Source organism: Paramaledivibacter caminithermalis DSM 15212, assembly GCF_900142245.1.
In the GTDB taxonomy this organism is placed as follows: domain Bacteria; phylum Bacillota; class Clostridia; order Peptostreptococcales; family Caminicellaceae; genus Paramaledivibacter; species Paramaledivibacter caminithermalis.
The window spans coordinates 1-23,000 of the sequence record NZ_FRAG01000034.1 but is presented as its reverse complement, the minus strand read 5'-3'; the positions used below and the strand labels follow the sequence as shown (position 1 = coordinate 23,000).

The 23,000-nt window shown below is 30.8% G+C and carries 21 protein-coding genes; 20 read left to right on the top strand and 1 reads right to left on the bottom strand.

Annotation, left to right across the window (positions count from 1 at the left end):
* Window positions 1-256 precede the first annotated feature (256 nt).
* Window positions 257-589 carry a hypothetical protein gene (locus BUB36_RS12485; RefSeq protein WP_073150722.1) on the bottom strand — a complete coding sequence of 111 codons (333 nt, stop codon included), beginning with the start codon at window positions 587-589 and terminating at the stop codon, window positions 257-259.
* Window positions 590-1,007: 418 nt separating this feature from the next.
* On the opposite strand from BUB36_RS12485, the gene BUB36_RS12480 reads away from it, so the two are divergent.
* The 20 genes from BUB36_RS12480 to BUB36_RS12380 all read left to right on the top strand — a co-directional run.
* A complete protein-coding gene (locus tag BUB36_RS12480) occupies window positions 1,008-1,913 on the top strand; it encodes a DUF362 domain-containing protein (protein ID WP_073150719.1) in 906 nt (301 codons plus the stop codon).
* A gap of 98 nt (window positions 1,914-2,011) precedes the next feature.
* Window positions 2,012-3,223, top strand: coding sequence for an ATP-grasp domain-containing protein (locus tag BUB36_RS12475; RefSeq protein WP_073150716.1), 1,212 nt, complete (start codon window positions 2,012-2,014; stop codon window positions 3,221-3,223).
* 189 nt (window positions 3,224-3,412) lie between these two features.
* Window positions 3,413-4,624: an ATP-grasp domain-containing protein gene (locus BUB36_RS12470; RefSeq protein ID WP_073150713.1), complete on the top strand. Its 1,212-nt coding sequence runs from the start codon at window positions 3,413-3,415 to the stop codon at window positions 4,622-4,624.
* An 82-nt stretch (window positions 4,625-4,706) separates the two neighbouring features.
* Window positions 4,707-5,678, top strand: coding sequence for an ABC transporter ATP-binding protein (locus BUB36_RS12465; RefSeq protein ID WP_073150710.1), 972 nt, complete (start codon window positions 4,707-4,709; stop codon window positions 5,676-5,678).
* Window positions 5,671-6,444, top strand: coding sequence for an ABC transporter permease (locus BUB36_RS12460; protein WP_073150708.1), 774 nt, complete (start codon window positions 5,671-5,673; stop codon window positions 6,442-6,444). Before BUB36_RS12465 ends, BUB36_RS12460 begins: the two co-directional genes overlap by 8 nt.
* Entirely contained in the window at window positions 6,444-7,280 is an 837-nt protein-coding gene (locus tag BUB36_RS12455) for an ABC transporter permease (RefSeq protein ID WP_073150705.1), read from the top strand. The genes BUB36_RS12460 and BUB36_RS12455 overlap by 1 nt, the downstream gene beginning before the upstream one ends.
* Window positions 7,280-8,083, top strand: coding sequence for an amidohydrolase family protein (locus BUB36_RS12450; protein ID WP_073150702.1), 804 nt, complete (start codon window positions 7,280-7,282; stop codon window positions 8,081-8,083). Before BUB36_RS12455 ends, BUB36_RS12450 begins: the two co-directional genes overlap by 1 nt.
* 39 nt (window positions 8,084-8,122) lie before the next feature.
* The gene (locus tag BUB36_RS12445; RefSeq protein ID WP_073150699.1) at window positions 8,123-9,496 is read left to right on the top strand and encodes a phosphoadenosine phosphosulfate reductase domain-containing protein; all 1,374 of its coding nucleotides are present in this window, start codon (window positions 8,123-8,125) and stop codon (window positions 9,494-9,496) included.
* Window positions 9,497-9,576: 80 nt separating this feature from the next.
* Window positions 9,577-10,851: a radical SAM protein gene (locus BUB36_RS12440; RefSeq protein ID WP_073150696.1), complete on the top strand. Its 1,275-nt coding sequence runs from the start codon at window positions 9,577-9,579 to the stop codon at window positions 10,849-10,851.
* Window positions 10,852-10,855: 4 nt separating this feature from the next.
* Window positions 10,856-12,598 carry a dihydroxy-acid dehydratase gene (gene ilvD, locus BUB36_RS12435; RefSeq protein WP_073150693.1) on the top strand — a complete coding sequence of 581 codons (1,743 nt, stop codon included), beginning with the start codon at window positions 10,856-10,858 and terminating at the stop codon, window positions 12,596-12,598.
* 21 nt (window positions 12,599-12,619) lie between these two features.
* Window positions 12,620-13,048, top strand: coding sequence for a GNAT family N-acetyltransferase (locus tag BUB36_RS12430; RefSeq protein WP_073150690.1), 429 nt, complete (start codon window positions 12,620-12,622; stop codon window positions 13,046-13,048).
* A 13-nt stretch (window positions 13,049-13,061) separates the two neighbouring features.
* Entirely contained in the window at window positions 13,062-14,177 is a 1,116-nt protein-coding gene (locus tag BUB36_RS12425; RefSeq protein WP_073150686.1) for a phosphoenolpyruvate carboxykinase (ATP), read from the top strand.
* A 4-nt stretch (window positions 14,178-14,181) separates the two neighbouring features.
* On the top strand, window positions 14,182-15,348 hold the full coding sequence (locus BUB36_RS12420) for a pyridoxal phosphate-dependent aminotransferase (RefSeq protein ID WP_073150683.1): 1,167 nt from the start codon (window positions 14,182-14,184) through the stop codon (window positions 15,346-15,348).
* The gene (locus BUB36_RS12415) at window positions 15,345-16,091 is read left to right on the top strand and encodes a 5'-methylthioadenosine/S-adenosylhomocysteine nucleosidase (RefSeq protein ID WP_165613084.1); all 747 of its coding nucleotides are present in this window, start codon (window positions 15,345-15,347) and stop codon (window positions 16,089-16,091) included. The genes BUB36_RS12420 and BUB36_RS12415 overlap by 4 nt, the downstream gene beginning before the upstream one ends.
* Window positions 16,084-17,397, top strand: coding sequence for a M20 family metallopeptidase (locus BUB36_RS12410; protein ID WP_073150677.1), 1,314 nt, complete (start codon window positions 16,084-16,086; stop codon window positions 17,395-17,397). The genes BUB36_RS12415 and BUB36_RS12410 overlap by 8 nt, the downstream gene beginning before the upstream one ends.
* Entirely contained in the window at window positions 17,390-18,889 is a 1,500-nt protein-coding gene (locus BUB36_RS12405; protein WP_073150674.1) for an AMP-binding protein, read from the top strand. The genes BUB36_RS12410 and BUB36_RS12405 overlap by 8 nt, the downstream gene beginning before the upstream one ends.
* Before the next feature lie 141 nt (window positions 18,890-19,030).
* The gene (locus BUB36_RS12400) at window positions 19,031-20,119 is read left to right on the top strand and encodes a radical SAM/SPASM domain-containing protein (protein ID WP_073150671.1); all 1,089 of its coding nucleotides are present in this window, start codon (window positions 19,031-19,033) and stop codon (window positions 20,117-20,119) included.
* 284 nt (window positions 20,120-20,403) lie between these two features.
* Complete coding sequence (locus BUB36_RS20530; RefSeq protein ID WP_084112021.1) at window positions 20,404-21,153, top strand: NUDIX domain-containing protein; 750 nt, start codon at window positions 20,404-20,406, stop codon at window positions 21,151-21,153.
* 501 nt (window positions 21,154-21,654) lie between these two features.
* On the top strand, window positions 21,655-22,239 hold the full coding sequence (locus tag BUB36_RS12385; RefSeq protein WP_073150668.1) for a hypothetical protein: 585 nt from the start codon (window positions 21,655-21,657) through the stop codon (window positions 22,237-22,239).
* A gap of 243 nt (window positions 22,240-22,482) precedes the next feature.
* A partial coding sequence (locus tag BUB36_RS12380) for a YdcF family protein (protein ID WP_073150665.1) occupies window positions 22,483-23,000 on the top strand: 518 nt, incomplete at its 3' end.

The following is a 23,000-nucleotide window of genomic DNA, read 5'->3' as shown; positions in this document are numbered from 1 at the left end:
ATTAGGTGGAATTTCTAAAAATAAATTCCCCTACTACCAGCTTTGCTTCTAGTACTTTGTGATAGTATCTTGTTTGTTTTTTCCTTGTTTCTTTATTGTTATACGTTGATGTCAAGCAATGCTCACAATGCTTTTTTTATAATAATATAGACCTGTTCCATCAAACATGATTAACCATTTTTTAAAGAATCTATGTCCTTCAAACCTTCTCCTTTTTAGTAGCTGCTTTATCATATATTTTCTTATCTTCTCTAATTCACTTGTTTCTAGTATTAAAAAAAGCATTTATTGTATAATGATGAGGCAATTTCTTTAAATTCTCATTTTCTAATATTTTTGTAAAGTTTTCTATACATTCTTTTATATTAAACTTACTTGTTACATCTCTCATCATATCTACTGTCAGTATTTTAGCTATCAGCATCCTATACAACAGTTCCCCTGTTTCATATGTAATATAGAGTGTGTATCTATTATCCTTTACATTATTAAGCTTTGGTAATAGATCTTTGAAACAACTTTTTATAACCTTCAGTAAGTCCTTAAATGTTTTTGTTCTTATTAATTTTCTTTTTTCTGTTCTTATCATTTTGTTTTTTTTATTTCTATTACTAACCCTATTCCCGAAAAAATAATTTATTCTTTTTCTATTTTATCCTTTCATAGCTATTTTCCAACATTTTTATCTCGAAAAATTTTTACTTGTAAGAGCTGTTAAATTAATTTTTCCATATTTTTATTGTTATCTTTAATGATTTTTGTCATAATTTTCTGTAATAATATTATTCATGATAATAGCTTCTTTCATATGTTTTGATGTGTTGCTTGTACACTTACATCATAACATAAGAAGCTATTCTCTTTTCATTTTTTCTACAATAATTTTACACTAAGTTAAATAAAATGAAATTTGAACACAAAATACAACATATGTTATAATATAAAAAAATACAAATATATTTACTTGATAGTAAATATTAATCAGTTGAAGGTATAAGGTGGTAAAAATGCAAAAGACTTATAAAATTTTAAATAAAAATCATATGGAAGAAGCTTTAAGAGAATTTGTAAAAAGTATACCGTTGAATCATAAAAATAAGATTCTTATAAAGCCAAATTTTGTTTCATTGGAAGGATATCCTTATACAACTGATTTTTTAGTAATAGATACGATTATTAAGTTGTTATATGAGGGTGGTGCAAGGGATATTACAGTTGCAGATTCTCCTTGTCCAGACCAGTGCATGGTGTTTGAAAAAGAATATATCGACATGAAAACTAAGGCAGAGGATGTTAGAAATTTTCATAGAAGACTTCGAAATACTGCTACTTTTGAAGAGGAAATAGAGGAATATAATAAAGTTAAACAATATATTGAAAAATATATAGACTTTTTTTTTAATAGAATTAATAAAATTTATTCTTTTCCATTTGGGTATAAAGCAGAAAACTTGTTTTCGACAAGATTCAATCTTCCGCTGACAACTTCATTGTTAAATAATGGTTATTCTATTAAATATTTTGATTTGTCAGCCTATGACTTGATTATTAATCTTCCAGTATTGAAGCTTCACACTACTGTAGGATTTACTGGGGCAGTAAAGAATTTCTATGGTATTTTAGAACCCCAATCCAAGGTATTTCTACACAAGTATAAAATAGTGGGTAATGCTTTAAAGGTTTTATGTAGCTATCTATCCTCCTTAAATATTTATACTTTCCTTGATGCACGAATAGTTCCAGACGCTCAACAACTTCTTTGGGGAAATTCTAACACATGGAGTCTTAATCGAATAATTTATGGAGATAATCTTCGGGATATTGATCTAGCAGCAATATTACTTCTAGAAACTGAGGGTATTTTGAAAGAGTGCAAGGATAAAGAGTATTATGATTTTATAAGTGAAAGCTAGAAAAGCTAGGTCTATTTTGCTTGATAATAACAAAACAAAATTATGAAAAATCTCATTTAATAATTTGCACCTAAATTGATTTGAAGGGATTGATTCTCTTGAGAAAAAATATTTTATTTTTAGGAACAGGCACCTACAAAAAAAATATCTTTAAACATGTGGGAGCAAAAAACAATATATATCTTCTTACAAATAAAACACCTACATGGGAAAACGATTTCATTTGTGATTATAGAATTATTGATACTTTTAATAAGCTTGATACATTAAAGAGCGCTATGGAGCTTGAATCTTTATATGGTATTGATGGAGCAATGATTATTGCTGAACCTTATGTTGAGGTTGCAGGAGTAATTTTTGATGCTTTAGGATTTCCTGGGGTATCTGAAGAAGTATCACGGAATTGTCGGAATAAGTTTGAAATGAAAAAATGCTTTATAAACCATGGAGTTCCAGTAGCTGAAGGTTTTCAAGTTCACACAAAAGATGAATTTATAAGAGCTGCTTTAAAGATGGATAATTCCTTTATTGTAAAGCCAATTGCAAGCTGGGGAAGCTATGGAGTCAAAAGAGTAAGGAATAAATCTAAAAAATATCTTGAAAAGATATATAATGAGATAATTGAGCATACGTATAGGATGAATAAAAGTACAGTTCTTTTAGTAGAGGAATATTTAGATGGAAAGGAATTGTCGGTAGAAGCTTTAGTATACGATGGGGAAGTATTTCCACTTGCAATAAATGATAAACCTACACCTTTAGAAGGACCATATTTTTTTGACTTAGACTATGTTATTAATTTTGAGAATTCTCAAGAAGAAGAAAAAGAAATTTTTGAGATAACAAAAAAAGCTTTAAAAGCATTAGGAATACAAAATGGAGCTGCACATCTGGAAATGAGATGTACGTCAAGGGGATATAAGGTTCTGGAGGCAGCATGCCGTCTTGGAGGAGGTAGTATTCCTGATGCAGTAGAGAAGGCAGTAGGGGTAAATATGTATGAGCAGTATATGAACATCGCTCTAGGAATAAAACCTCAAATATCTAAACATAAATTAATGTGTGCTGGAGTAAGGATTATTTATAGATATAAGGAAGGAATAATTAAAGCTATTAATAATGTTGAAGAAGTTTGTATGTGGGATGGGATTGAAGATATCAGTATAAGAGTTAAACCAGGATATAAAATCATACTGCCTCCTAAAAACTACAAAATATCATTGGGATATATTTTTGCTACAGGAAATAGCTTACGGGGAGTTACGGATTTGCTAAAAAGAGCAGATGAGAAAATAAGTTTTCAGATTTAATTGTTTTATAGGGATTTAAGTTAAGTAAAGACTTTAATTTATACATATTTTTTGCTTTGAAAAGAGGGAGAATTGAGAACAAAAAGCGTCAGTAAATGTATTCAAGCTTTTAATGAGTCATAAAGTACAATATCCAAGTCAATAGATAAAAATTTATTACTAAGCTTATTATACGAAGGGGGAATGTTTGTGAATAAAAATTTACTTATAGTAGAAAGTGGCTCACAATTCTATCGTCGCTATATTATGGAGGCGGCAGTAAATATGGGGGTCAATATTATTCTTATAACAAGTAAACAAGTATTATGGGAACATGAACTTTGTAAAAAAATTGTTTTTGCTGATACTAAAAATCCTGTAGATGCATATCAAAAGCTCAGCAGATGTATTGATTTAAAGTATTTAGATGGTATATTAACCTATGATGAGCCTTCTATAATAAGTACTTCTCAGCTGGCACAAATGCTGGAGCTCCCTTTTATAAGTCCAGGGACAGCTTTAAAAGCTAGGAATAAGAGCCTTATGCGACAGAGCTTTAAGCTTAATAATTTGCTTACTCCTAAATTTGTAGAAATAAATATGGTTGATGAGCTTGCTAAAAAATTAGAGGAATTTGAACTTCCAGTAGTTATAAAGCCTACTGCTGGAATGGCAAGTGTTGGAGTAATAAAGATAGAACATAAGAGTCAAATTCCACAAATTCTTGAAAAAATTAGGGGTATACAATTTGAAGATGTTTCTTCTTTTTTGATTGAGGAATATTTGGAAGGAAATGAAGTAAGTGTTGAATCCATAGTTTGTAATGGAAATGTGACACATTTTGGGATAACACAAAAATATACCTGTGCTGAGCCTTATTTCGAAGAGATAGGACATTCTTTTCCAGCGATATTGCCAGAAAAATTGGAAGGACAAATATTAAAAACTGCTGAAAATGGTATAAAGGCATTGGGAATTAATATTGGAGTCACACATACAGAGATAAGACTAACTCCTAAAGGACCTGCAATTGTTGAAATAGGGGCTAGGCTTGGAGGAGATAAAATACCTTATCTAATAAAGCTTGCCACAGGAATTGATGTAGCAAAGGAAGCTATTAAGGTAGCAATTGGGGAAATAAGAGCTGTTGACATTGATAAAAAATTAACTAAGGGTTCAGCCATAAAATTTATTATTCCTAAAGATGGAGCTGAAATTCTTGAATATCCTGATTTGAAAAAAATCTCTAATATTTCAGGAGTAGAAGAATTGTATTTTAAGCATAGATTGGGAGCTTTACGCCTTCCACCTGAGAAGTTTTTTACACGATTAGGCTTTGTAACTGCTGTGGGAGATAGCCCTAAAGAAGCTTATAAAATAGCCTCTGAAGCTGTAGAAGCATTGGATATTAAATACGTATAATCTATAAAAAGTTATAGATGAAAATCCAACAGATATGAAAAACTATGAAGAATTATAATAATTTTCTATGCGGAGGTGTAAAATGATTGCAGTTGATGTTGATAATTTGGTACGAAGGTATAAAAAGAAAAATGTATTTGGAAAGCTAAAAAAAGAATTTACTGCAGTAGATAACATATCATTTCAAATAGAAAAGGGTGAATTATTTGGGCTTTTAGGACCTAATGGTGCTGGAAAAACAACAACTATAAAGATGCTCACTACCTTGCTGCTTCCTAGTGAGGGAAGTGCAAATATTATGGGATACGATATAGTCAAGGATTCTAAAAAAATTAGAAACATTATAAATTTTACCTTTGGTGGAGATAGAGGCTTATATTGGAGACTTACTGGTAGAGATAACTTAAGATATTTTGCTGATTTATATAATATACCTAGAGATATTGCAGACAAAAGAATCAATGAAATACTCAAGCTTATAAGTATGGATAAAAGGGCAGATGAAAGAGTTGAAAATTATTCTAAGGGAATGAAGCAGCGAATTCATATTGGAAAAGCTCTTATAAATGATCCCAAGGTTATTTTTTTAGATGAACCTACTTTAGGACTTGATCCAGTAGGAGCTAAGGATTTAAGAAGAATTATTAGAAAACTACTTGAGTTGGAAAAAACGGTATTACTCACTACCCACTATATGTTTGAGGCAGATTTACTATGTAAGGAAATTGCAGTGATAAAGAATGGAAAAATAATTGCAAATGGAAAACCAGATGACCTTAAAAAATTGGTTGATAATGAAACTGTATTAGAAATTGAAGTGTTTGGAATTAATCAAGAAAGAATTAACCAAATAAGGAAATTGGATTTTGTGAATAACCTTATGGTAAAAACAGTGGAACAGAGTCAAATAATACAATTGTATTTAAAGGAAACTGAGAACATTATAAATAGAATTATGGATATTTTACGGGACGTAGAAGTAAAGGAAATAAAAAATAGAAAACCAACCCTAGAGGATGCATATATTAAACTGGTAGGTGGGAACAATGAATAAGCTCTTGAGTATTGCTAAGGTTCAATTGATGATGAGAGTAACAAGTACTATGTGGATTTTTGTTGTTATCATACAGCCAATCTTATTTTTAATAATGACTTTGTTTATTATGGATATTGAAATCCGTGAAACCTATACGATGGCTGCTATTTTAGGAGCAGGTATGATGGGAACATGGAGTTCTATACTTTTTTCTTCAGGAGGGGATATTGATAGAGAAAGACGTTGGGGAACCTTAGAGATGATTGTAGGTTGTCCTACGCCTCTATGGTATATCATTGGAGGGAAATCGTTGGCAAATGGATTTGCTGGAATTATATCTATGACGCTTTCTTTCCTTACTGCATTGATATTTTTTGATGGGAGGCTATCAATAACAAATCTTTTTTGGTTTATTATAGTTTTGCTATTAAACATTATTTCATTATCTTCATTAGGAATGATTATTTGTACTTTATTTACAATTTCCCGTGCAGCTAGAGGATTAATGAACTTAATGGAAAATCCTATATTTTTACTTTGTGGCATTATGTTTCCAATAACTATCCTTCCGCTATGGACTAGACCATTCTCATATGTATTGAGTCTTACTTGGGGAATAGAGGGGCTTCGTATGGCAGTTATGGGTATTGTTGATTATCAGAGATTTTTATTTCATATATTGATGATTGTATTATTGACTATAGTATATTTACTGATATCTGCAAAGCTTTTTCTTATTGTAGAAAAAAAAGCTAAAAAAGAAGCTACTTTGGGGGTGTATTGATGGAATATAAAAATATCTTCAATAACAAAGAGATCAAAGTTAGTATCATTGAAAGGATTGCCTTTTTTCTAAGAGGTGCCCAATATTCTTATAAAGCATTATTTGCATGGTTGGTCCCCCAAGTGTATATATTGACTAAAATAGTAAGTCCCATGTTTCAAATATTGTTTTTTACTTATTTAGGAAGGTTTTATGCACGTGATTTACAAAGCACCTATTTTGTTGTGGGAAATGCTGTACAGATTTCTGCACTTAGCTCAATATATGGAATTGCTATGACTATTGCTTCGGAAAGAACAGAAGGAACACTAATACAGCTTTTAGGAACGCCTGCTTCTAGAATAAGGATATTTATAAGTCGTGGTTTGATGCATATACTAGATGGATTTTTTAGTATAGCTATTGGCTTTACTTTTGGCTTTATTTTTTTAGGTATAAACTTTGAAAATACAAATTTTTTTCTTTTGATTTTAACCCTTTTTATTACGATTTTTTCAACTTCAGGACTTGGCATGGTAATTGGTAGCATGGGATTAGCAATGAGAGAAATAAACCTGCTATCTAATCTTGCTTATTCGCTTCTTTTGGTTTTTTGTGGAATTAATTATCCACTATCAAGATTACCCCTGATTCTCAGAGGTATATCCTATAGCTTACCTCTTACAAGGGGAGTACAGGCTATAAGAATTATAATAGGGGGTGGAGTTTTTTCCGACATTTCATCTTTAATTTTAGAAGAGCTATGTATAGGTTTCTTGTATTTGACAATAGGTTTTATATTTTTTAGATTTTTAGAAATATATTCAAAGAAAAATGGAACTTTAGAAATGTATTAATGGAAAGTGAGGTTATGAAGATAATACGGATTGATGGTCATGTACATGTTGATGGGGATTTTACGAATATAGAAAAGCTTGAAAAATCGCTGGAGCTTCTCTTTTATGAAATGGATGAATTAAATATTCAAAAAGCATTGATAATGCCCAATAACTTTCAGCAGAGTAACGAAATGATTATTGAATTATGCAAAAAATATTCGGATAAATTGTTTGGTTTTTGTTGGGCAGAATTTGATGGAGGATTACCACAAAACCATTTGGTAAAATTTCGCTACTGTGTAGAAAAGCTTGGCTTTAAGGGTCTTAAGATTCACCCTAGATATCATGGTGTATCTATAAAGGATAAAAGAGTTGAGGAGCTTGTAGAGCTTGCAGGAGAATATAATGTACCTGTATATTTCGATTGTCTGCCTTCTAAAGGTAGAGTTCCTATACAGGAAACTATACCATTGCTTATTGATGAATTAGCAATGAGGTATCCAAGTACTAACATAGTTATTGCTCATATGGGAGGTCATCATATTCTTGATAGCTATGCTGCGGTAAAAAATAACGATAACATATATTTAGAATTATCAAATATTATTATACGTTATAGCGGGAGTTCGGTAATAAAGGATATAGAATTTGTAATTAGAGAGCTTGCTAGTGAAAAAAGAATTATTTTTGGTTCAGATTTTCCTACTTACTCTATAAAGGAAACATATAGTCTTTACAATGAGATGTTTTCTCGTTTAAAGATGAAGAACAGAGATATAGAATTTATTATGGGAGGGACAATAAACTCTCTCATAGAATAGGGGTACTCAAAAAAGAAAATAAATAAGGGGGTTGGTAAGGTGAATTTTCATAAGGAAAAACCAATATTAATAGGGAGGCTAAATCGTTTAGATGCTGAAACTATGACTTTGACAGGTCATTTAGGGAATGTAGTGGCGCTAAGTAATGAAGAATACAAGATATTAAAGTTAATGAATGGCTTTAGCACTTTTGAGGAGCTTGCAAAAAAGCATAATAAAGAAATTAAATATATAACTGAAGTATACCAAAAGTATCAAGGAGATAAAAAGTTAACCTTACTTTCTAATTGGAACATTATAGGATGGTGCAATGAGTGCAAAGTATATGTTTCTGGAGATAAATGTGGACTTTGTGGTGGGGATTTGAGCAAGATAGTTTTTGCGCCACCTTGTGATCCATGGATCTGCCTTGATGAAGAAAGAGAATTTATAGTAAAGGTACTTAAAGAAAAGTTTGATATACAGCTGCCAAAGGATATATTCTTACTTGCTAATAATGGAGTTGAGAACAATGTTTTTTTCTGGGAAATAGCTTATAAAGATAGAATTATAATGAAAATAGTCTTCAGTTCTATAGAGGAATCAAATTGGAAATATCAACTTCTAACAACATTTAAGGAGATTAGGGATGAAGAATGGATTGTATTTAATGATAAGACCATACAAAAAACTATAATTGCAAACAAAAAGCGTCAGGAAATTTTATTTAAAAATAGTTCTGCTTTTATAAAGGAACAATGTAGTCTTTTTAAAACTAAACCACTAATATACTTTAGTGGTGGTAAGGAAAGCATGGTAATGTATTCTTTGTTTAGCAGACTTGGAATAGAAGCTAATGTATTAACTGTGGCTCCTGGTGCTGAATTTCCAGATGATCTTGAGTTTATGCTGGAATTTAAAAAAAATATTGAAGCTGATGAAAATTTCAACTATTATTTTTATCAATCTGATGGAAACAGAATAATAGAAGCATTGAACTCTAGAAAAGTATTATCAGCAAAGGACCCTTGGTGTAGAATTGACTTTAAGAAAGAACTCAAAAATATAGGTACTAAGGAAATATACAAGGGTGATGATTTTATTGCATGTGAAGGCAGCAGATGGTATGAAAATGACTTTAGAAGAAGGCATCCTAAGGTAAACTTTATATCGGGATATCAGCATCAGCTTTGGATACATCCAATAGCTGAATGGACAAGCTTTGATATATGGATATATATGTTTACTCAGTCGTTACCTATAAATCCAGTCTATTATAAAGGGTTTCAGAGAACAACTTGTTGGATGTGTCCAATTGTCAATCCATTTCACCTAAGTCGTTCTAAAAAGTACTATCCTGAGCTTTGGGAAAAAATAAAGGACTGTAGGTTGGAAGCCTTTGGAGATGACAATAGCCAAGACCTTCCATATTAGTACGACTGATTAATGCTCGTTATAAAATAGTAAGATTTAATATAAAAGGTTAAAGCTACATTATAAAAGGGGGGATAGAGATGACACATAATATATTTGATTATTTTAAGAAATATGAAAATGTACCTAATGGAGCTATTGTTAAGGAAGATATGTTGAGGTTGGGGGTAAGCTTTGCTCCTGAGGTATTTGAACATGTTGATGGATATCTTCTAAAAAATTATAACTTGTTTGCCAGTAATTATGATAGAGCTAACACGGGGGAGATGGTGGTTAAAAATATACCTGCAGAAATTAGAATATCAAGTAGTAAAAATAAAATTCTTCCTACGATAGTAGAAACTAGATATTCAGCTATTTCACCATATAAAATAACATATGACCAGAAGGGTTTTAAACTTTTATTTAAAGAAAGAGAAATTGCAGAAGTTGAGTTTTGTAAGCGTCCTAAATACCATAATAAACAGTTTAAAGATGGAATAAAATATAAGGATGTTGTAGCCTTGGTACACTGGGGCTATAAAATAGCGATAAGTGTAGTAAGAGTATGTTCTTTTAATAAAAACGACATATGTAAGTATTGTGACATAAACACAAATTTGAAGTTCCGTACCGATAGCAACAAACTGAATATTGATCCCCTTGCAAAGCTTGAATATGTAGTACCAGTTGTTAAAGAAATACTAGAAAATGAACAGATAGAGGGTTCTAGAACGCTTGTATATGGATTGACTGGTGGAACAATGCTAAAGAATGGTAAGTCCATAGAGGCCGATATATATAGTCATTATATCAAGAAATTAAAGGCTGAAGTGGGTGGGAGATATCCAGTAAGTGTAACCTGTACAGCTCAAAATGAAGATGATTTATGGAAGCTTAAGGAAGCTGGATTAGATGTGTATCAGTGCAATATAGAAGTGTGGGATAAACAAATATTTCATAAAGTATGTCCTGGAAAGAGTAAACTTGTAGGTCATGACAAATGGGTTGAACTTTTAAAAAAAGCAGTGGATATATTTGGTGAGGGAAATGTAATAACAAATTTTGTAGCAGGAGTAGAATATAGCAAGGCGTATGGTTTTAGTACTATGGAAGAAGCTATACAATCCACCACTGATGGCTTTGAATACTTAATGTATCATGGAATAACTCCGAAAATGACTAGCTTCTGTGCTTCAGCAGGCAGCTCATTAAGGAATGAACCAATAATTCCTTTAGACTATTATGTACAAATAGCAATGAATTGGTATAACCTATGGCGTAAATACCTTCTACCGCCTGTAAGAAATCACGGTCCAATGGGTCCTGGTAGAGCAATAGAAATAAACAGTACCTACAATGACATAGGGAGCTGATGGGATGAAAAATTGTAGAGATATTAGTGATCTTTCTAGGGCAGTAATAGAAGGAAGACTAAGAACTTTAGGGTTTATGTCTGAAGACTTGGATAAGCCAATAATTGCTATAGCTAACAGCTATAATGAAATAGCTTTACCCCATCGAAATCTTAGACAAATAGTGGAATATATAAAACTAGGAATAGCACAAGCAGGAGGAATTGGTCTAGAATTTAACGTAATAGCAATGTGTGATGGTATATCCCAAGGACTTAATGGGATGAAATATGTACTTCCTTCAAGAGAAATAATTGCTGATTCTATTGAAACTATGGTTGCAGGGCATCCTATGTTCAGTGGTTTAGTATGTGTAGCTGGATGTGATAAAACAACTCCTGGGATGCTTATGGCAGCTGCACGGCTAAATATACCAACAGTAGTATTAGGTGCTGGTCCTATAGTTCCTATCGGGCAAAAAGGCGGTTTAGATGAAAATTTAAATAGACGTCCAGTAGAAAAGCTAGATATCAATGATAAGGAGTTTTTAAAGAAGGCTTTTTATGAAAGCAGGATACATGAAGAAGATTTTATAAAGCAAAGCTACTTAAAGGGACATATAAATAGAAATCAACTCATAGAGTATTATGCAGATGCACTGTCTACATGTGGGCTTTGTACATCTATGGCAACTGCTAATTCAATGGGAGTACTAGGAGAAGCGTTAGGAATGAGTCTTCCAGGAAGCTTCTTAGTTCCTTTGGTGGCAAATCAAAAGTTAGCAGAAGCTAAACGTGTTGGAATAGAAATAATGAAAGCAGTAAAAAAAGGGCTGAAGCCTCGACAGATAATGACTAGAGAAGCTTTTAGAAATGCAATGGCTTTAGATATGGCTATCGGAGGATCTATGAACACTATATTACATTTACTGGCAATAGCTAATGAAGCAGGAGTTAATCTTTCTTTTGATGATTTCGATGAGTTAAGTAGTAAAATCCCATTTATAGTGGATATAAAACCTAATGGTAAATATAACCTTATTGAGCTTTACAAAAGTGGTGGAACTCAAGCTGTTTTACATGAAATCAGTGAATTTCTGAATTTAGATTGTATAAATGTAGAAGGAAAGACTATGAGAGAGATTATTAAAGATCATGAGCCTCTTGATAGGAAGATAATATATTCAGTTAAAAACCCCCTTAGAAGATCTCAAAGTATAGTGGTGCTAAAGGGAAATATAGCTCGAAACGGTGCGATAGCAAAATCAGTGATAATGGATGGAATAGAAGAATTTAAAGGTGAAGCAGCTGTATTTGAATCTGAAAATGAATTTTATTCTGCAGCTAAGAAAGGACTAATAAAAGAGAATACTGTAATAGTAATTAGAAATGAAGGACCAAAGGGCGGTCCAGGAATGAGCGAAGGACACCGTATATCGGAGGCTGTAAGATCAATAAACGCTAAAAAAATTGCAGTAATAACTGATAGTAGATTTTCAGGAGCGACTATAGGAATTGTGGCAGGCTACATATCTCCAGAAGCAGCTGTAGGAGGAGAAATTGCTCTTATAAAGGATGGAGATATGATAAGAATATCAATAAAAGACAAAAGCTTAGAATTATTGGTAGATACAAAAGAGTTAGAAAATAGAAAGAAAAATTTGTTGTTTAAAAGGAAGAATAGGAAGTTAAAGGGTTATTTAAAAAAATATGAAGCTGTAGTAAAGACTGCTGATAAAGGTGCGGTAACTACAGACACAATGAGATAAATTATTTAGGAGGTTATTAAAATGTGTAAAGAGATAAGGATAAATGTTTTTGAAATTAAGGATTATGATAATGTATACAAGCTTTGGGAAGAAATATTTCCAGATTCAACTGATTCGTCTTACAGTAAAGAGCAAATAGAACTCTTTTTGAGTAGAAACCCAGGAGCATCTTTTTTTGCTGAAATTGATGGAAAAGTAGTAGGAGCAGTATTAGCAGGTTATGATGGTCGTAGAGGATATATACATCATTTAGGAGTACTAGAAAGCTATAGGCGTAAAAACATAGGTAAAATGCTTATGGACAAAGCAGAGGAAGCATTGAGAAATGCAGGAATGAACAAAGTACATTTATTTGTTTTTAAGGATAATATAAATGCTAAAGCATTTTATAACAACATTGGCTTTAAACAACGCTATGATTTAGATATGTTTAGCAAAGCATTAAAGTAAAGTGGTGCATAGTATGTATAACCTTGAAAGAATATACGAAATAGAAGGGATAACCTTTGGAGTGAATATCGGAGAGGGTTTTGATAGAAATAAAATCCATAGCATCACAGAAGATTTTTTATATGGAATATATACTATTGCTGAAGATACAATTAAACCACAGTATGAAATAACAATTATAAAAATGAATGATAAAGATATTGATATCCATATAAAAAATATTCAGCAACTGACAAGGGTAAAGTATTTAGGATTCCATGCACTTATCTCTAAATATCCAAATGGACAACAACGTATAGTATATTTTCCAGATTTAATGATGCTGGCAAATTATAGTATAACTACTAAAAAACTTCTAATCCAATGCTATCAGGAGAATGAGTGGGTTAATTTTTATATTGGATGGATGATAAGAGAGCTTTTGAGAACAGAGCTTTTATGCCGAGGAAAAATATTTATACATTCAAGTGGGATTGAACTATATGATAAAGCAGTATTGCTATGTGGGAAAAAAGGTTCAGGTAAGACTTCCAGCCTTATGGAAATGTTAGATAAGGGATTTAATCTTATAGCAAATGACCAAGTCATAGTAGCTTCAACAGGTGAAAATTTCATGGTTTCATGCTTTCCGATGTTTGTTGGTATTGGAATAGGGACTCTTTCTAGATTTCCACGATTTAATCAATGGCTTAATGATTATTCAAACCTCATCATACCTCAGTATAAGCTGGTTAGGCATAAAAGAGAAGTAGATAATAGTTTTAGTAATGAAAAAAAGTTGTTGCTTGTTATAAGGGAATTATTAGAAAAATTTCCTAGCAGCAATTTCTCAAAAGCATCTATGCTTAAAGCTATAATCAAGGTGGAATTTGATAATGGCTTAGATTATGCGAAAATCTTTGAAATAACTAGGGTAGAGGAAAAACAGAAAATATTAGAAGAAAATCTTAAGCTTGAAAATGATGATGTGTTTACTGATATATTTGGTATTGCTAGATGTGATAGACAGCAGCTGAAAAGTATTAAACAAAGATTGATAAACAAAGTTAAATTTTATAATTTAAAGCAAAATCTGCAGTGTATAGGTAGCTATCAAAAAATAATAGAGGTAGTAAAGGAAATGAGGTAATATAATGGATTCGATTATTGTTAATAAGCAGCTAAAGGAACTTTCAAAAACCAGTATAAGCAAATTTGTTGGCAAAATTAAAAATATAGATAAATATTACCGATTTGATATTGGACTTCCAAGGCTAAGGTTAAAGGAGCTTATAGGTGTACCTTTGGATATAATGTTCAATAATATATATATGGACTATTCTCCAGCAAAGGGACTCTATTCTCTTAGAGAAACAATTTCTAAAATGTTTAAAGATGAGCGAGGTATTACATATTCTCCAGAAGAAGTACTTGTATGCTGTGGTTCTTTAGGAGCTATCTATTCTGCTTTGAAAGCTATACTTAATCCAGGAGATAAAGTTCTTGTACCACTTCCTGCATGGCCGACTTATGAGAATCTTATTAAGATAAACAGTGGACAAATGATTACTATAGATATGGATTTGAATAAAGAGTACCTAGAGTTAGATATTGAAGCAGTAGATAATGCAATACAAGGCGATATTAAAGCTGTAATTATAAATAACCCCCATAATCCTACTGGGATGATGTATTCACCAGAAAATATAAGGCAAATAATTAACTATGCATGTAGGAATAATATATATGTTTTAATAGATGAGGCTTATCACAATATTATATACGATGACAAAGTTATTGAAAAAACTCCATATATTAAGCATCCAAATATACTTTATTTTCGCACTTTTTCAAAGTACTATGGAGTTCCTGGGTTACGTTTAGGTTATGTATTAGGGAACTTAGAGACATTGGAGGCTGTAAATACAGTGAATCATTTAACTGTAGGGAATATAGACAAAATAACTCAGTATGTAGGACTCAATTTATTAACCTCTTCAAATACATATTTTGAGGAAAGAGTAAGGAACTACAAAAAATGGATTCAGAAAGCTTCTGAAATAATTGAAATATCTGATTGTGGGATGAAAATTTTGCAAATTAAAGGAACATATTATATATTCGCTAGATTGCCAGAAAAATTAGATTTTGTTACATATTGTCAAAAGCTTCTTACTAAATATAAGACAATAGTGCTACCTGGTAGTATATTTGGTAAAAAATATCATAACTATATTAGATTATCCCTAACTGAAAATGAAGATAAAATGCTTAAGGGATTGGAAAATGTAGTTGAATGTGTGGTATCCATGAAAAAATGAAAAGAATATTTTTTGTAACTGCATCGACAGCTGAAGCAAGGGAAATATTAAAAAAATTATCTGGAGCTCGTAAAGAAAATGTATGTGGATTGACAGTCTATTTAAAGAAAATGAATTTAAAGTTTGAAATAGGCATGGCAGTTCTAGGCATAGCAAAGGTAAGCTTTGGAATTGGAACACAAGTAATTATAGATAGATATGCTCCAGATGAAATCTATTGTCTTGGTTTCTGTGGAAGCCTAGTGGAAGATACGAAGCTTTTGAGTCCTGTAATATGTACGGAAAGCTTTCAATATGACATATATAGCTCTAACAAATCGATTAAAGATATTTATAGCCCAGAATATAGAAGACTTGCAAGATATCCAGCTTCCTTTGACCTTATTAAAAAATCAAAAAAAGCTTTGGAAGATATGAAGCCTTATATGTTTTTGATGGGTACAGGGGATAATTTTTTGAATGATAGAATTACAGCCGATAGATTGAAAAAAGAAAATCTACCTATGGTAGTAGATCAAGAGACTGCTGCATTTTATCAAAGTTGTTACTATTCGGGGGTCAAAGCCATCGCAATAAAAATAATAACTGATAGATGTGACCACTATGCCTACAAAAGTTACACTGAACAGGAAGGTGAAGCAGGAAAAAAGCTTGTATTAGTATTTCAAAAGCTTATGCAATATGAGCTAGATAATTTTCACAGAGATTTATACATGATTAAAGAGGAGAAAAATAATGGATAAATTGGAGTTGGTAATAAAAGAATTACAGAAGAAAGTAGTACCGCTTCTTGTTAATTTAATACGATTTCCAACCGAAAGTCCACCTTCTCACACCAATGAGATTTCAATTTTTATTAGAGATTATATGAAAGAATACGGTATAAATGTTGAACTACAAGAAACTGATACAAAGAAGATGGTAAATTGCATAGCTTTGTTGGAGAAAAATACAGATAAGCCAATAATTGCAATGCATAGTCATATGGATGTTGTTCCTGCCCTTGATCTAAAACAATGGAAGTATCCACCATACGCAGGTGTTATTAAAGAAGGTTGTGTGTGGGGGCGGGGAGCTTTAGATATGAAAGGCTTTATGGCTATACAGATTCTTACTATGATAGCTTTAAAAAAGCTTGGAGAATCACTACCCTTTAATCTAATGTTTATAGCTACAGCCGATGAGGAAAGAGGTGGTGTAAATGCAACTCGACTGTTAATTGAAAACAAAAGAGATATTCTAAAAAATGTACAATGGATAATATCTGAAGGAGGCTGTTTATACTTTTTAGGAAAAACTCTTGTGGCTGCTGTGGCAATTGCAGAAAAGAAAAGCTATCCAATAACTCTAAGATTTATTTCCAAGAATAGTGGACATGCTGCTCTTCAAGGAGATGCGTCAAAAAATATAATATATATTACTTCAACTATACTTGATATGATTGAAAAATATAATCTAAGTCAAAAATCTATAAAAATTATTGATGAAGACTTGGGAATTTCAAATAAATGGGATGATTTCCCCTATATTGGTAACGGATTTAAAAATATCTTGACACCAACTAAAATAAATTCTGGAATAAAAGGGAATATAATACCAAATACTTTAGAATTACGATTAGATTGTCGTCTTAACTTTCTACAAGATGAAGCTTTATTTGTAAATCAATTGAAAGAATATTTCCAGATAGAGGGATATGAAATTGAAGTAGATAATAGACATACTACCTGTAAGCTCAATAATAAAGTTCTCATAACGACTGAATACAAGAAATTTGAAAATATAATAAAAAGAACTTTAAAAATTCCCATGGTACCAGTATGTATGCCATTTTCCAGTGACCTTCAACATTTTAGAAAAGAAGGAATCAATGCTTATGGCTTTACCCCATTTTTATTTACTAATGATATTTCTATGAGATATCACAATTTTAATGAACGAATAGAAATTGATGTTTTGAAGCGAGGATTTGAAGTTTTTGTAAAGCTTATAAAAACTGCATGTCTGTATGATGGTCCTGAACTAAAAGGAGGATTTACAAGTGGGTAAAAATTCAAAAAACATATATCAATTAATAGAAATGCAGTCAATAAAAAACCCTAATAAGGCAGCAGTAAAAACCTCACAAAATGTAGTAACTTATGGAGAACTAAAATTTAGAAGTCTTCAAATTGCTAAAATACTTAGAAATGAAGGAGCTGTTCAACAGACCCTAATTGGAATAATGATGGACCATTGCCCAGAAATAATTGAGTCAATATTAGCAGTGCATAAAATTGGTGCTGCGTATGTTCCCATTGACCCAGGCTGCAATGAGCAAAGCATAAAAAATATAATTAAAGATTCATGTATTTCTATATTGATTACTAAAAAACAATACAGAGATAAAGTACCATTTTGCTTTAAAGGAGTTTTGATAGAGGTTGATGGTTTAGCAGGAATTTACAATGAAAATATTCAAGAATTATCTACAAAAGCATTGCCTGATGATTTGGCTTATGTAATGCCTACCTCTGGTTCTACGGGACGACCTAAGCTTGTAATGATTAAAAATCGGGGACTATGGAATTATATTAATTGGGCAGCAAAATATTACTGTTATAATATAGACTTAGTTGCTGTTCCTTTTTTTACTTCAATATCTTTTGATTTGACTATTACAAGTATATATATGCCGTTGGTAACAGGAGGGACGATATACTGTTTTCCAGACAGTAATATTGAAGAAGTAGTAAAAGCTTCAGAAATAAATTTTTTGAAGCTTACACCTTCTCAGCTTTCTCTTATAAAAAATTTTGATAATAGGACTTCAAATATAAGAAAAATAATAGTAGGAGGTGAGAGACTTAAAACTGAGAATGCACGTAAAGCATGGGAAAGCTTTGGCTGTAAGGTTGAAATATTTAATGAATATGGGCCAACAGAAACAACAGTAGGTTCAATCGTAAAAAAATTTAATCCTAAGGAAAAATTTCCATCTGTACTTATTGGAACTCCAATATCTAATACAAGGGTATATCTTTTAGATAGCAATATGAAGCAGGTAGCTGCTGGGAAAGAGGGAGAAATATATATATCAGGGGAAGGCGTGGCTAAGGGTTATATGAATATGGTAGAAAAAACAGCAGAAAGTTTTTTTGCTGATCCATTTGCTAAAGATGGAAGCATGTATAAAACTGGGGATTTAGGAAGATATGTTATTGGGAGTGAATTAGAATATTTGGGAAGAATTCAGATTCCTGAAACGGGATTTGAATTAAAAGGTAATAAAATTCGTGTAGATTATATTGAAAATACTCTTTTAACTTACTCTGGAATAGAGGATGCAATAGGTGTTGTGAAAAAGGATGATATAGGTGAGTACTATATAGAGCTTTTTTATGTATCAGAAGCAGAATTAAATGAAAAGGAAATTCTAGAGTATTTAAAAGCTAATTTATCTTCTTATATGATACCCAAGAAAATAACTAGATTAAGTAAGATGCCATTAAATTATAATTGTAAAGTATCGAGACCAATCTTAAGGGGAATAGAATATTGATATAAGTTATTAAAACTATAGTAAAGTAATAGAAAAATTATAATAGTAAATGTATTTGATTATGAAAATTGGATGAATAGAGATAAAAATACATAATTGATTAAGAGGATTTATAAAAAACGATAAGGGGGATGCAATATAATGAAAAAGTGGCAAATCGGTTGGGGGCCTATAGTTTCATGCAATATGAAGTGTAAGTTTTGTTATAGTGAAAATTCAAGAAAAAATACACAATCCTTAAGCTATCAAGATTGGGTAAGCTTTATCGATAACAATTATAAATATATTGATGCTATAAATTATGGAACAGGCGAGAATACAATGTCTGATGAGTGGTTTAAATTGGTTAAACATATTAGGGAGCAATATCCTAATATTGCGCAAGCTTTAACAACAAACGGATATTTAAGTGAAAGAATTATGGAAGATAGTGAATATGATGAAATTATTAAAAAATCAATAAATGAAGTAGATGTATCTTTAGATTTTAGTGCTCCAATGAAGCATAATGAATTTCGAGGTCAAAAACATGCATATAGGTGGGCAATTAATACACTTGAATATTTAAAGGATAAAGATATAGAAACGACAATAGTTTTCCTAGGGTCACCAGAAACACTAGAAAAAGAAAATATTAAAGGACTATTTGAGATAGGTAAGAAATATAATGCAAAATTAAGGATGAATATTTATAGACCAACAAATGGAATAAATGATGCTTCAAAAAGATTTATACCATCCTTTGAACAAATTATTGATACATTATATTACATAAATAATAATTACAGAATAGTTGCAATTTGTGATCCTCTTTTTAGTTCAATACTAACAGAAGATAATTATGAAGAAGATCCATCAGGAAGTAATAGTCTTAGAATACTTGGAGATGGCAGTATTACGCCATCAACATATCTTATTTCAGAAGAATTCAAAAGAGCTAATATAAAAATGCTAGATGCATTAAAAGTAATAGAAAATGATAATTTATTTAACGATGTAATATTAGCACCTATACCTAAAGAATGTGAACAATGTCAATATGTAAATACATGCAAGGGTGGTGTATATGATAGAAGATATTTATGGTATGGCGATTTTAACGAAAGAGATCCTTACTGTCCATTTAGGAACTCACAAAGTATAAAATTTGAAAAGGTAAAAGTTAAGAGAGATAATGATTTTTCGTCTATTCATGATGGTTATTTGCCAACGATGTTTTTTAATTGTTAGATTGAATTTATAGGAATTTAAGTAAAAACTTTACTTTATACATGTCCAAAAAGCCCAGAAACATTGCGTATTTGTACATGTATAAATTTGAAAAAATAAATTTCAATTTAAAAAAGAATAAAAAACATGTGATTTTAGGCTAAAAACATCTAAAAGCACATGTTTTTTGTATAAAAGAATTATTTAAAGGGTAAGTGTTTTGTAATAAAAAGGCTAATTATATGAGTTGAGTTATATTAATAATGATGATAGTATGAATTAAAAAGGATTTTTAGGAGGCGGTTATGAAAGTAGAGCTTTTAGAAATTGGAAAAATAAAAGAAAAGGATTTAAAATTTGCAGTTATAAGTGCTTCATTTCAGGAGAAATGGATATTTGTAAAGCATAAGCAGAGAGATACTTGGGAAATACCAGGTGGACATAGAGAAATTGGTGAAGATATTAATAATACTGCTAAAAGAGAATTATCTGAAGAAACTGGAGCAAAGACTTTTAGAATAAAACCTATATGTGATTATTCTGTTATGAGAGATGATGAAGTATCCTATGGAAGGTTATTTTATGCTGAAATAGAGGCTTTAGGAGAATTACCTGATATGGAAATTGAAAAAGTAAAATTATTTGATATGCTTCCAGAAAAATTAACTTATCCAGAGATACAGCCATTTTTATATAGAAAAGTATTGAAAGAGAAAATGAAAGAATATTTAGGTAAAAAAGTTAAAGTTTTTATAGATAGACCATTAGGTTCAAAGCATCCAAATTATGGGTTTGTATATCCAATAAACTATGGCTATCTTTCTAATACAGTTTCAGGTGACGGAGAAGAAATAGATGCTTATGTTATTGGTGAATTTGAACCATTAAAATCCTATGAAGGATATGTTATTGCAATTATATATAGAAAGAATGATGTTGAAGACAAGCTAGTAGTTTGCAGAGACTTAAATATGTATAATAAAGCTCAAATTAGAGCATTGGTAGATTTTCAAGAGAGATTTTTTGAAGTGGAAATTATTATGACAAGGGCATGACAAGGGTACGTTTCGTTTGACATATATAGCCAATCGGCATCACATTATTTCACTGGGTGTAAGTACCGACTAGGAAATACAGCTTTAGGAGTTCAGTTTAGCAACGTTGCAAATACGAAAAATTGGGTGACAATCTTTTGTTAGTAGACGCTAATTTAACTAACTGTTGTTACCATATCATCAGTTTACAAGTGATTTTTAAAATTGGCTTTATTACTACATCTCAATACTTTTAAAACCAATCCCCAAAATGGCTTGTTTACTAAGTTTTATAAAAAACATGTAAAATGGCATTTCTATATTATAATTTGATGATATAATATTAATAACTTGCTGAATAACTAAATTTGGAAATTGATAATTCGGCTAATTCTCTACACTACAAAATTAGAATCATTTTTATAAAAAATACTTTTGATAGCTAAAATACAGCATTTTGCTTTTGGTAAAAATAGTTATTCAACAACCTATATTAATATAAAAAACAAGGATGAATATCATATGAACTTATCTATTGATAATCTTATACAATATTATTTTTTAATAGTGGGTATAGTTACAGTCATATTAGGAATATTTTTAGTATGTGGGAAAAAAATTATGATTTCTCGAATCATGTTAAGTAGCTTCCCATTTATAAATTTTATTATTATTATGATTATTGATATTATTAGATACCCATTTAGTTTGAAGATAACTATTATATATGGATTTACTATTATTGTCCTTTTAATTTTAGTACTAAAATTTACTAAAGGAAAATATGTTGTAAATAATGTAAATTATGACGTTTTTATAAAAGAAATGCAAACTTATTTTATCAAAAATAATATAGAATATGATGAGGTTAATGGAGAATTTACTTTTCAGAAGAATAGGAATAGAAAAATTAAAATACGTAGTTCAAGTTCAAATACTATAGAAGTAGATTTGAAAGAAGTCAGAAATGATAGATTATATTATGATATAAAAGATGCAATGAGGAAAAGCTTAAAGAATATTAAAGATACGTATTATTCTTGGGATTCAATAATTATACTGATTGTAGGAATAATAGCAATAATAGTGGCAGTTTTGTGGCTATAAAATGGAAAATGAGGAGAAGAATATGAGTATTAGATTTTAAGTTCAAGATATACCATTTTAGCAGCAGAAATTGCAGATTAAATAATCTGGTTACATGTACATCAATTTATTTAAGCTATAGGAATTTGAGTAAAGACTTTAATTTATACAGGTCCAAAACGCCTAGAAGCACTGCGTATTTGTATATGTATAAATTAAGTTTTACTATGTAAATCCTATATATATAAGGAAAGGAAATTGAAGTTGAAAAAAATAATATTTTACATTGGTATATTATTGATTTTATGGTTTGCAATACATATTACAATTACAGTAATTGATGGATTAAATGATGAGCTTGAATATGTGGATGCTGCTGTTGTGTTAGGAAATAAAGTAGAAGAGAACGGTGAACCATCGAAAAGATTAAAGAGCAGGTTAGATAAAGCAGTAGAATTACATGAAAAAAAATATTTTGAATATATAATAGTAAGTGGAGGACTAGGTAAAGAAGGCTTTGATGAAGCTATAATAATGAAAAAATATTTGATGAATAGGGGAATTAATGAAGAAAATATTATAGTGGATAGTAAGGGTAACAATACAATGATGACAGCTAAAAATTCCAAAGAGATTATGAGCAAGAAGGGTTTTGATTCAGTTATGGTGATTACCCAGTTTTATCACATAACGAGAAGTAAATTGGCATTTAAAAGAGTAGGGTTTAAAAAGGTTTATTCAAGTCATGCAAATTTTTTTGAATTAAGAGATATTTACTCTTT

Bases quoted from the DNA above. Each gene is read 5' to 3' on its own strand.
- BUB36_RS12485 (WP_073150722.1), bottom strand. From the start codon at position 589: ATGATAAGAACAGAAAAAAGAAAATTAATAAGAACAAAAACATTTAAG.
- BUB36_RS12480 (WP_073150719.1), top strand. From the start codon at position 1,008: ATGCAAAAGACTTATAAAATTTTAAATAAAAATCATATGGAAGAAGCT.
- BUB36_RS12465 (WP_073150710.1), top strand. From the start codon at position 4,707: ATGATTGCAGTTGATGTTGATAATTTGGTACGAAGGTATAAAAAGAAA.
- BUB36_RS12460 (WP_073150708.1), top strand. From the start codon at position 5,671: ATGAATAAGCTCTTGAGTATTGCTAAGGTTCAATTGATGATGAGAGTA.
- BUB36_RS12455 (WP_073150705.1), top strand. From the start codon at position 6,444: ATGGAATATAAAAATATCTTCAATAACAAAGAGATCAAAGTTAGTATC.
- BUB36_RS12450 (WP_073150702.1), top strand. From the start codon at position 7,280: ATGGAAAGTGAGGTTATGAAGATAATACGGATTGATGGTCATGTACAT.
- BUB36_RS12440 (WP_073150696.1), top strand. From the start codon at position 9,577: ATGACACATAATATATTTGATTATTTTAAGAAATATGAAAATGTACCT.
- ilvD (WP_073150693.1), top strand. From the start codon at position 10,856: ATGAAAAATTGTAGAGATATTAGTGATCTTTCTAGGGCAGTAATAGAA.
- BUB36_RS12430 (WP_073150690.1), top strand. From the start codon at position 12,620: ATGTGTAAAGAGATAAGGATAAATGTTTTTGAAATTAAGGATTATGAT.
- BUB36_RS12425 (WP_073150686.1), top strand. From the start codon at position 13,062: ATGTATAACCTTGAAAGAATATACGAAATAGAAGGGATAACCTTTGGA.
- BUB36_RS12420 (WP_073150683.1), top strand. From the start codon at position 14,182: ATGGATTCGATTATTGTTAATAAGCAGCTAAAGGAACTTTCAAAAACC.
- BUB36_RS12415 (WP_165613084.1), top strand. From the start codon at position 15,345: ATGAAAAGAATATTTTTTGTAACTGCATCGACAGCTGAAGCAAGGGAA.
- BUB36_RS12410 (WP_073150677.1), top strand. From the start codon at position 16,084: ATGGATAAATTGGAGTTGGTAATAAAAGAATTACAGAAGAAAGTAGTA.
- BUB36_RS12400 (WP_073150671.1), top strand. From the start codon at position 19,031: ATGAAAAAGTGGCAAATCGGTTGGGGGCCTATAGTTTCATGCAATATG.
- BUB36_RS20530 (WP_084112021.1), top strand. From the start codon at position 20,404: ATGAAAGTAGAGCTTTTAGAAATTGGAAAAATAAAAGAAAAGGATTTA.
- BUB36_RS12385 (WP_073150668.1), top strand. From the start codon at position 21,655: ATGAACTTATCTATTGATAATCTTATACAATATTATTTTTTAATAGTG.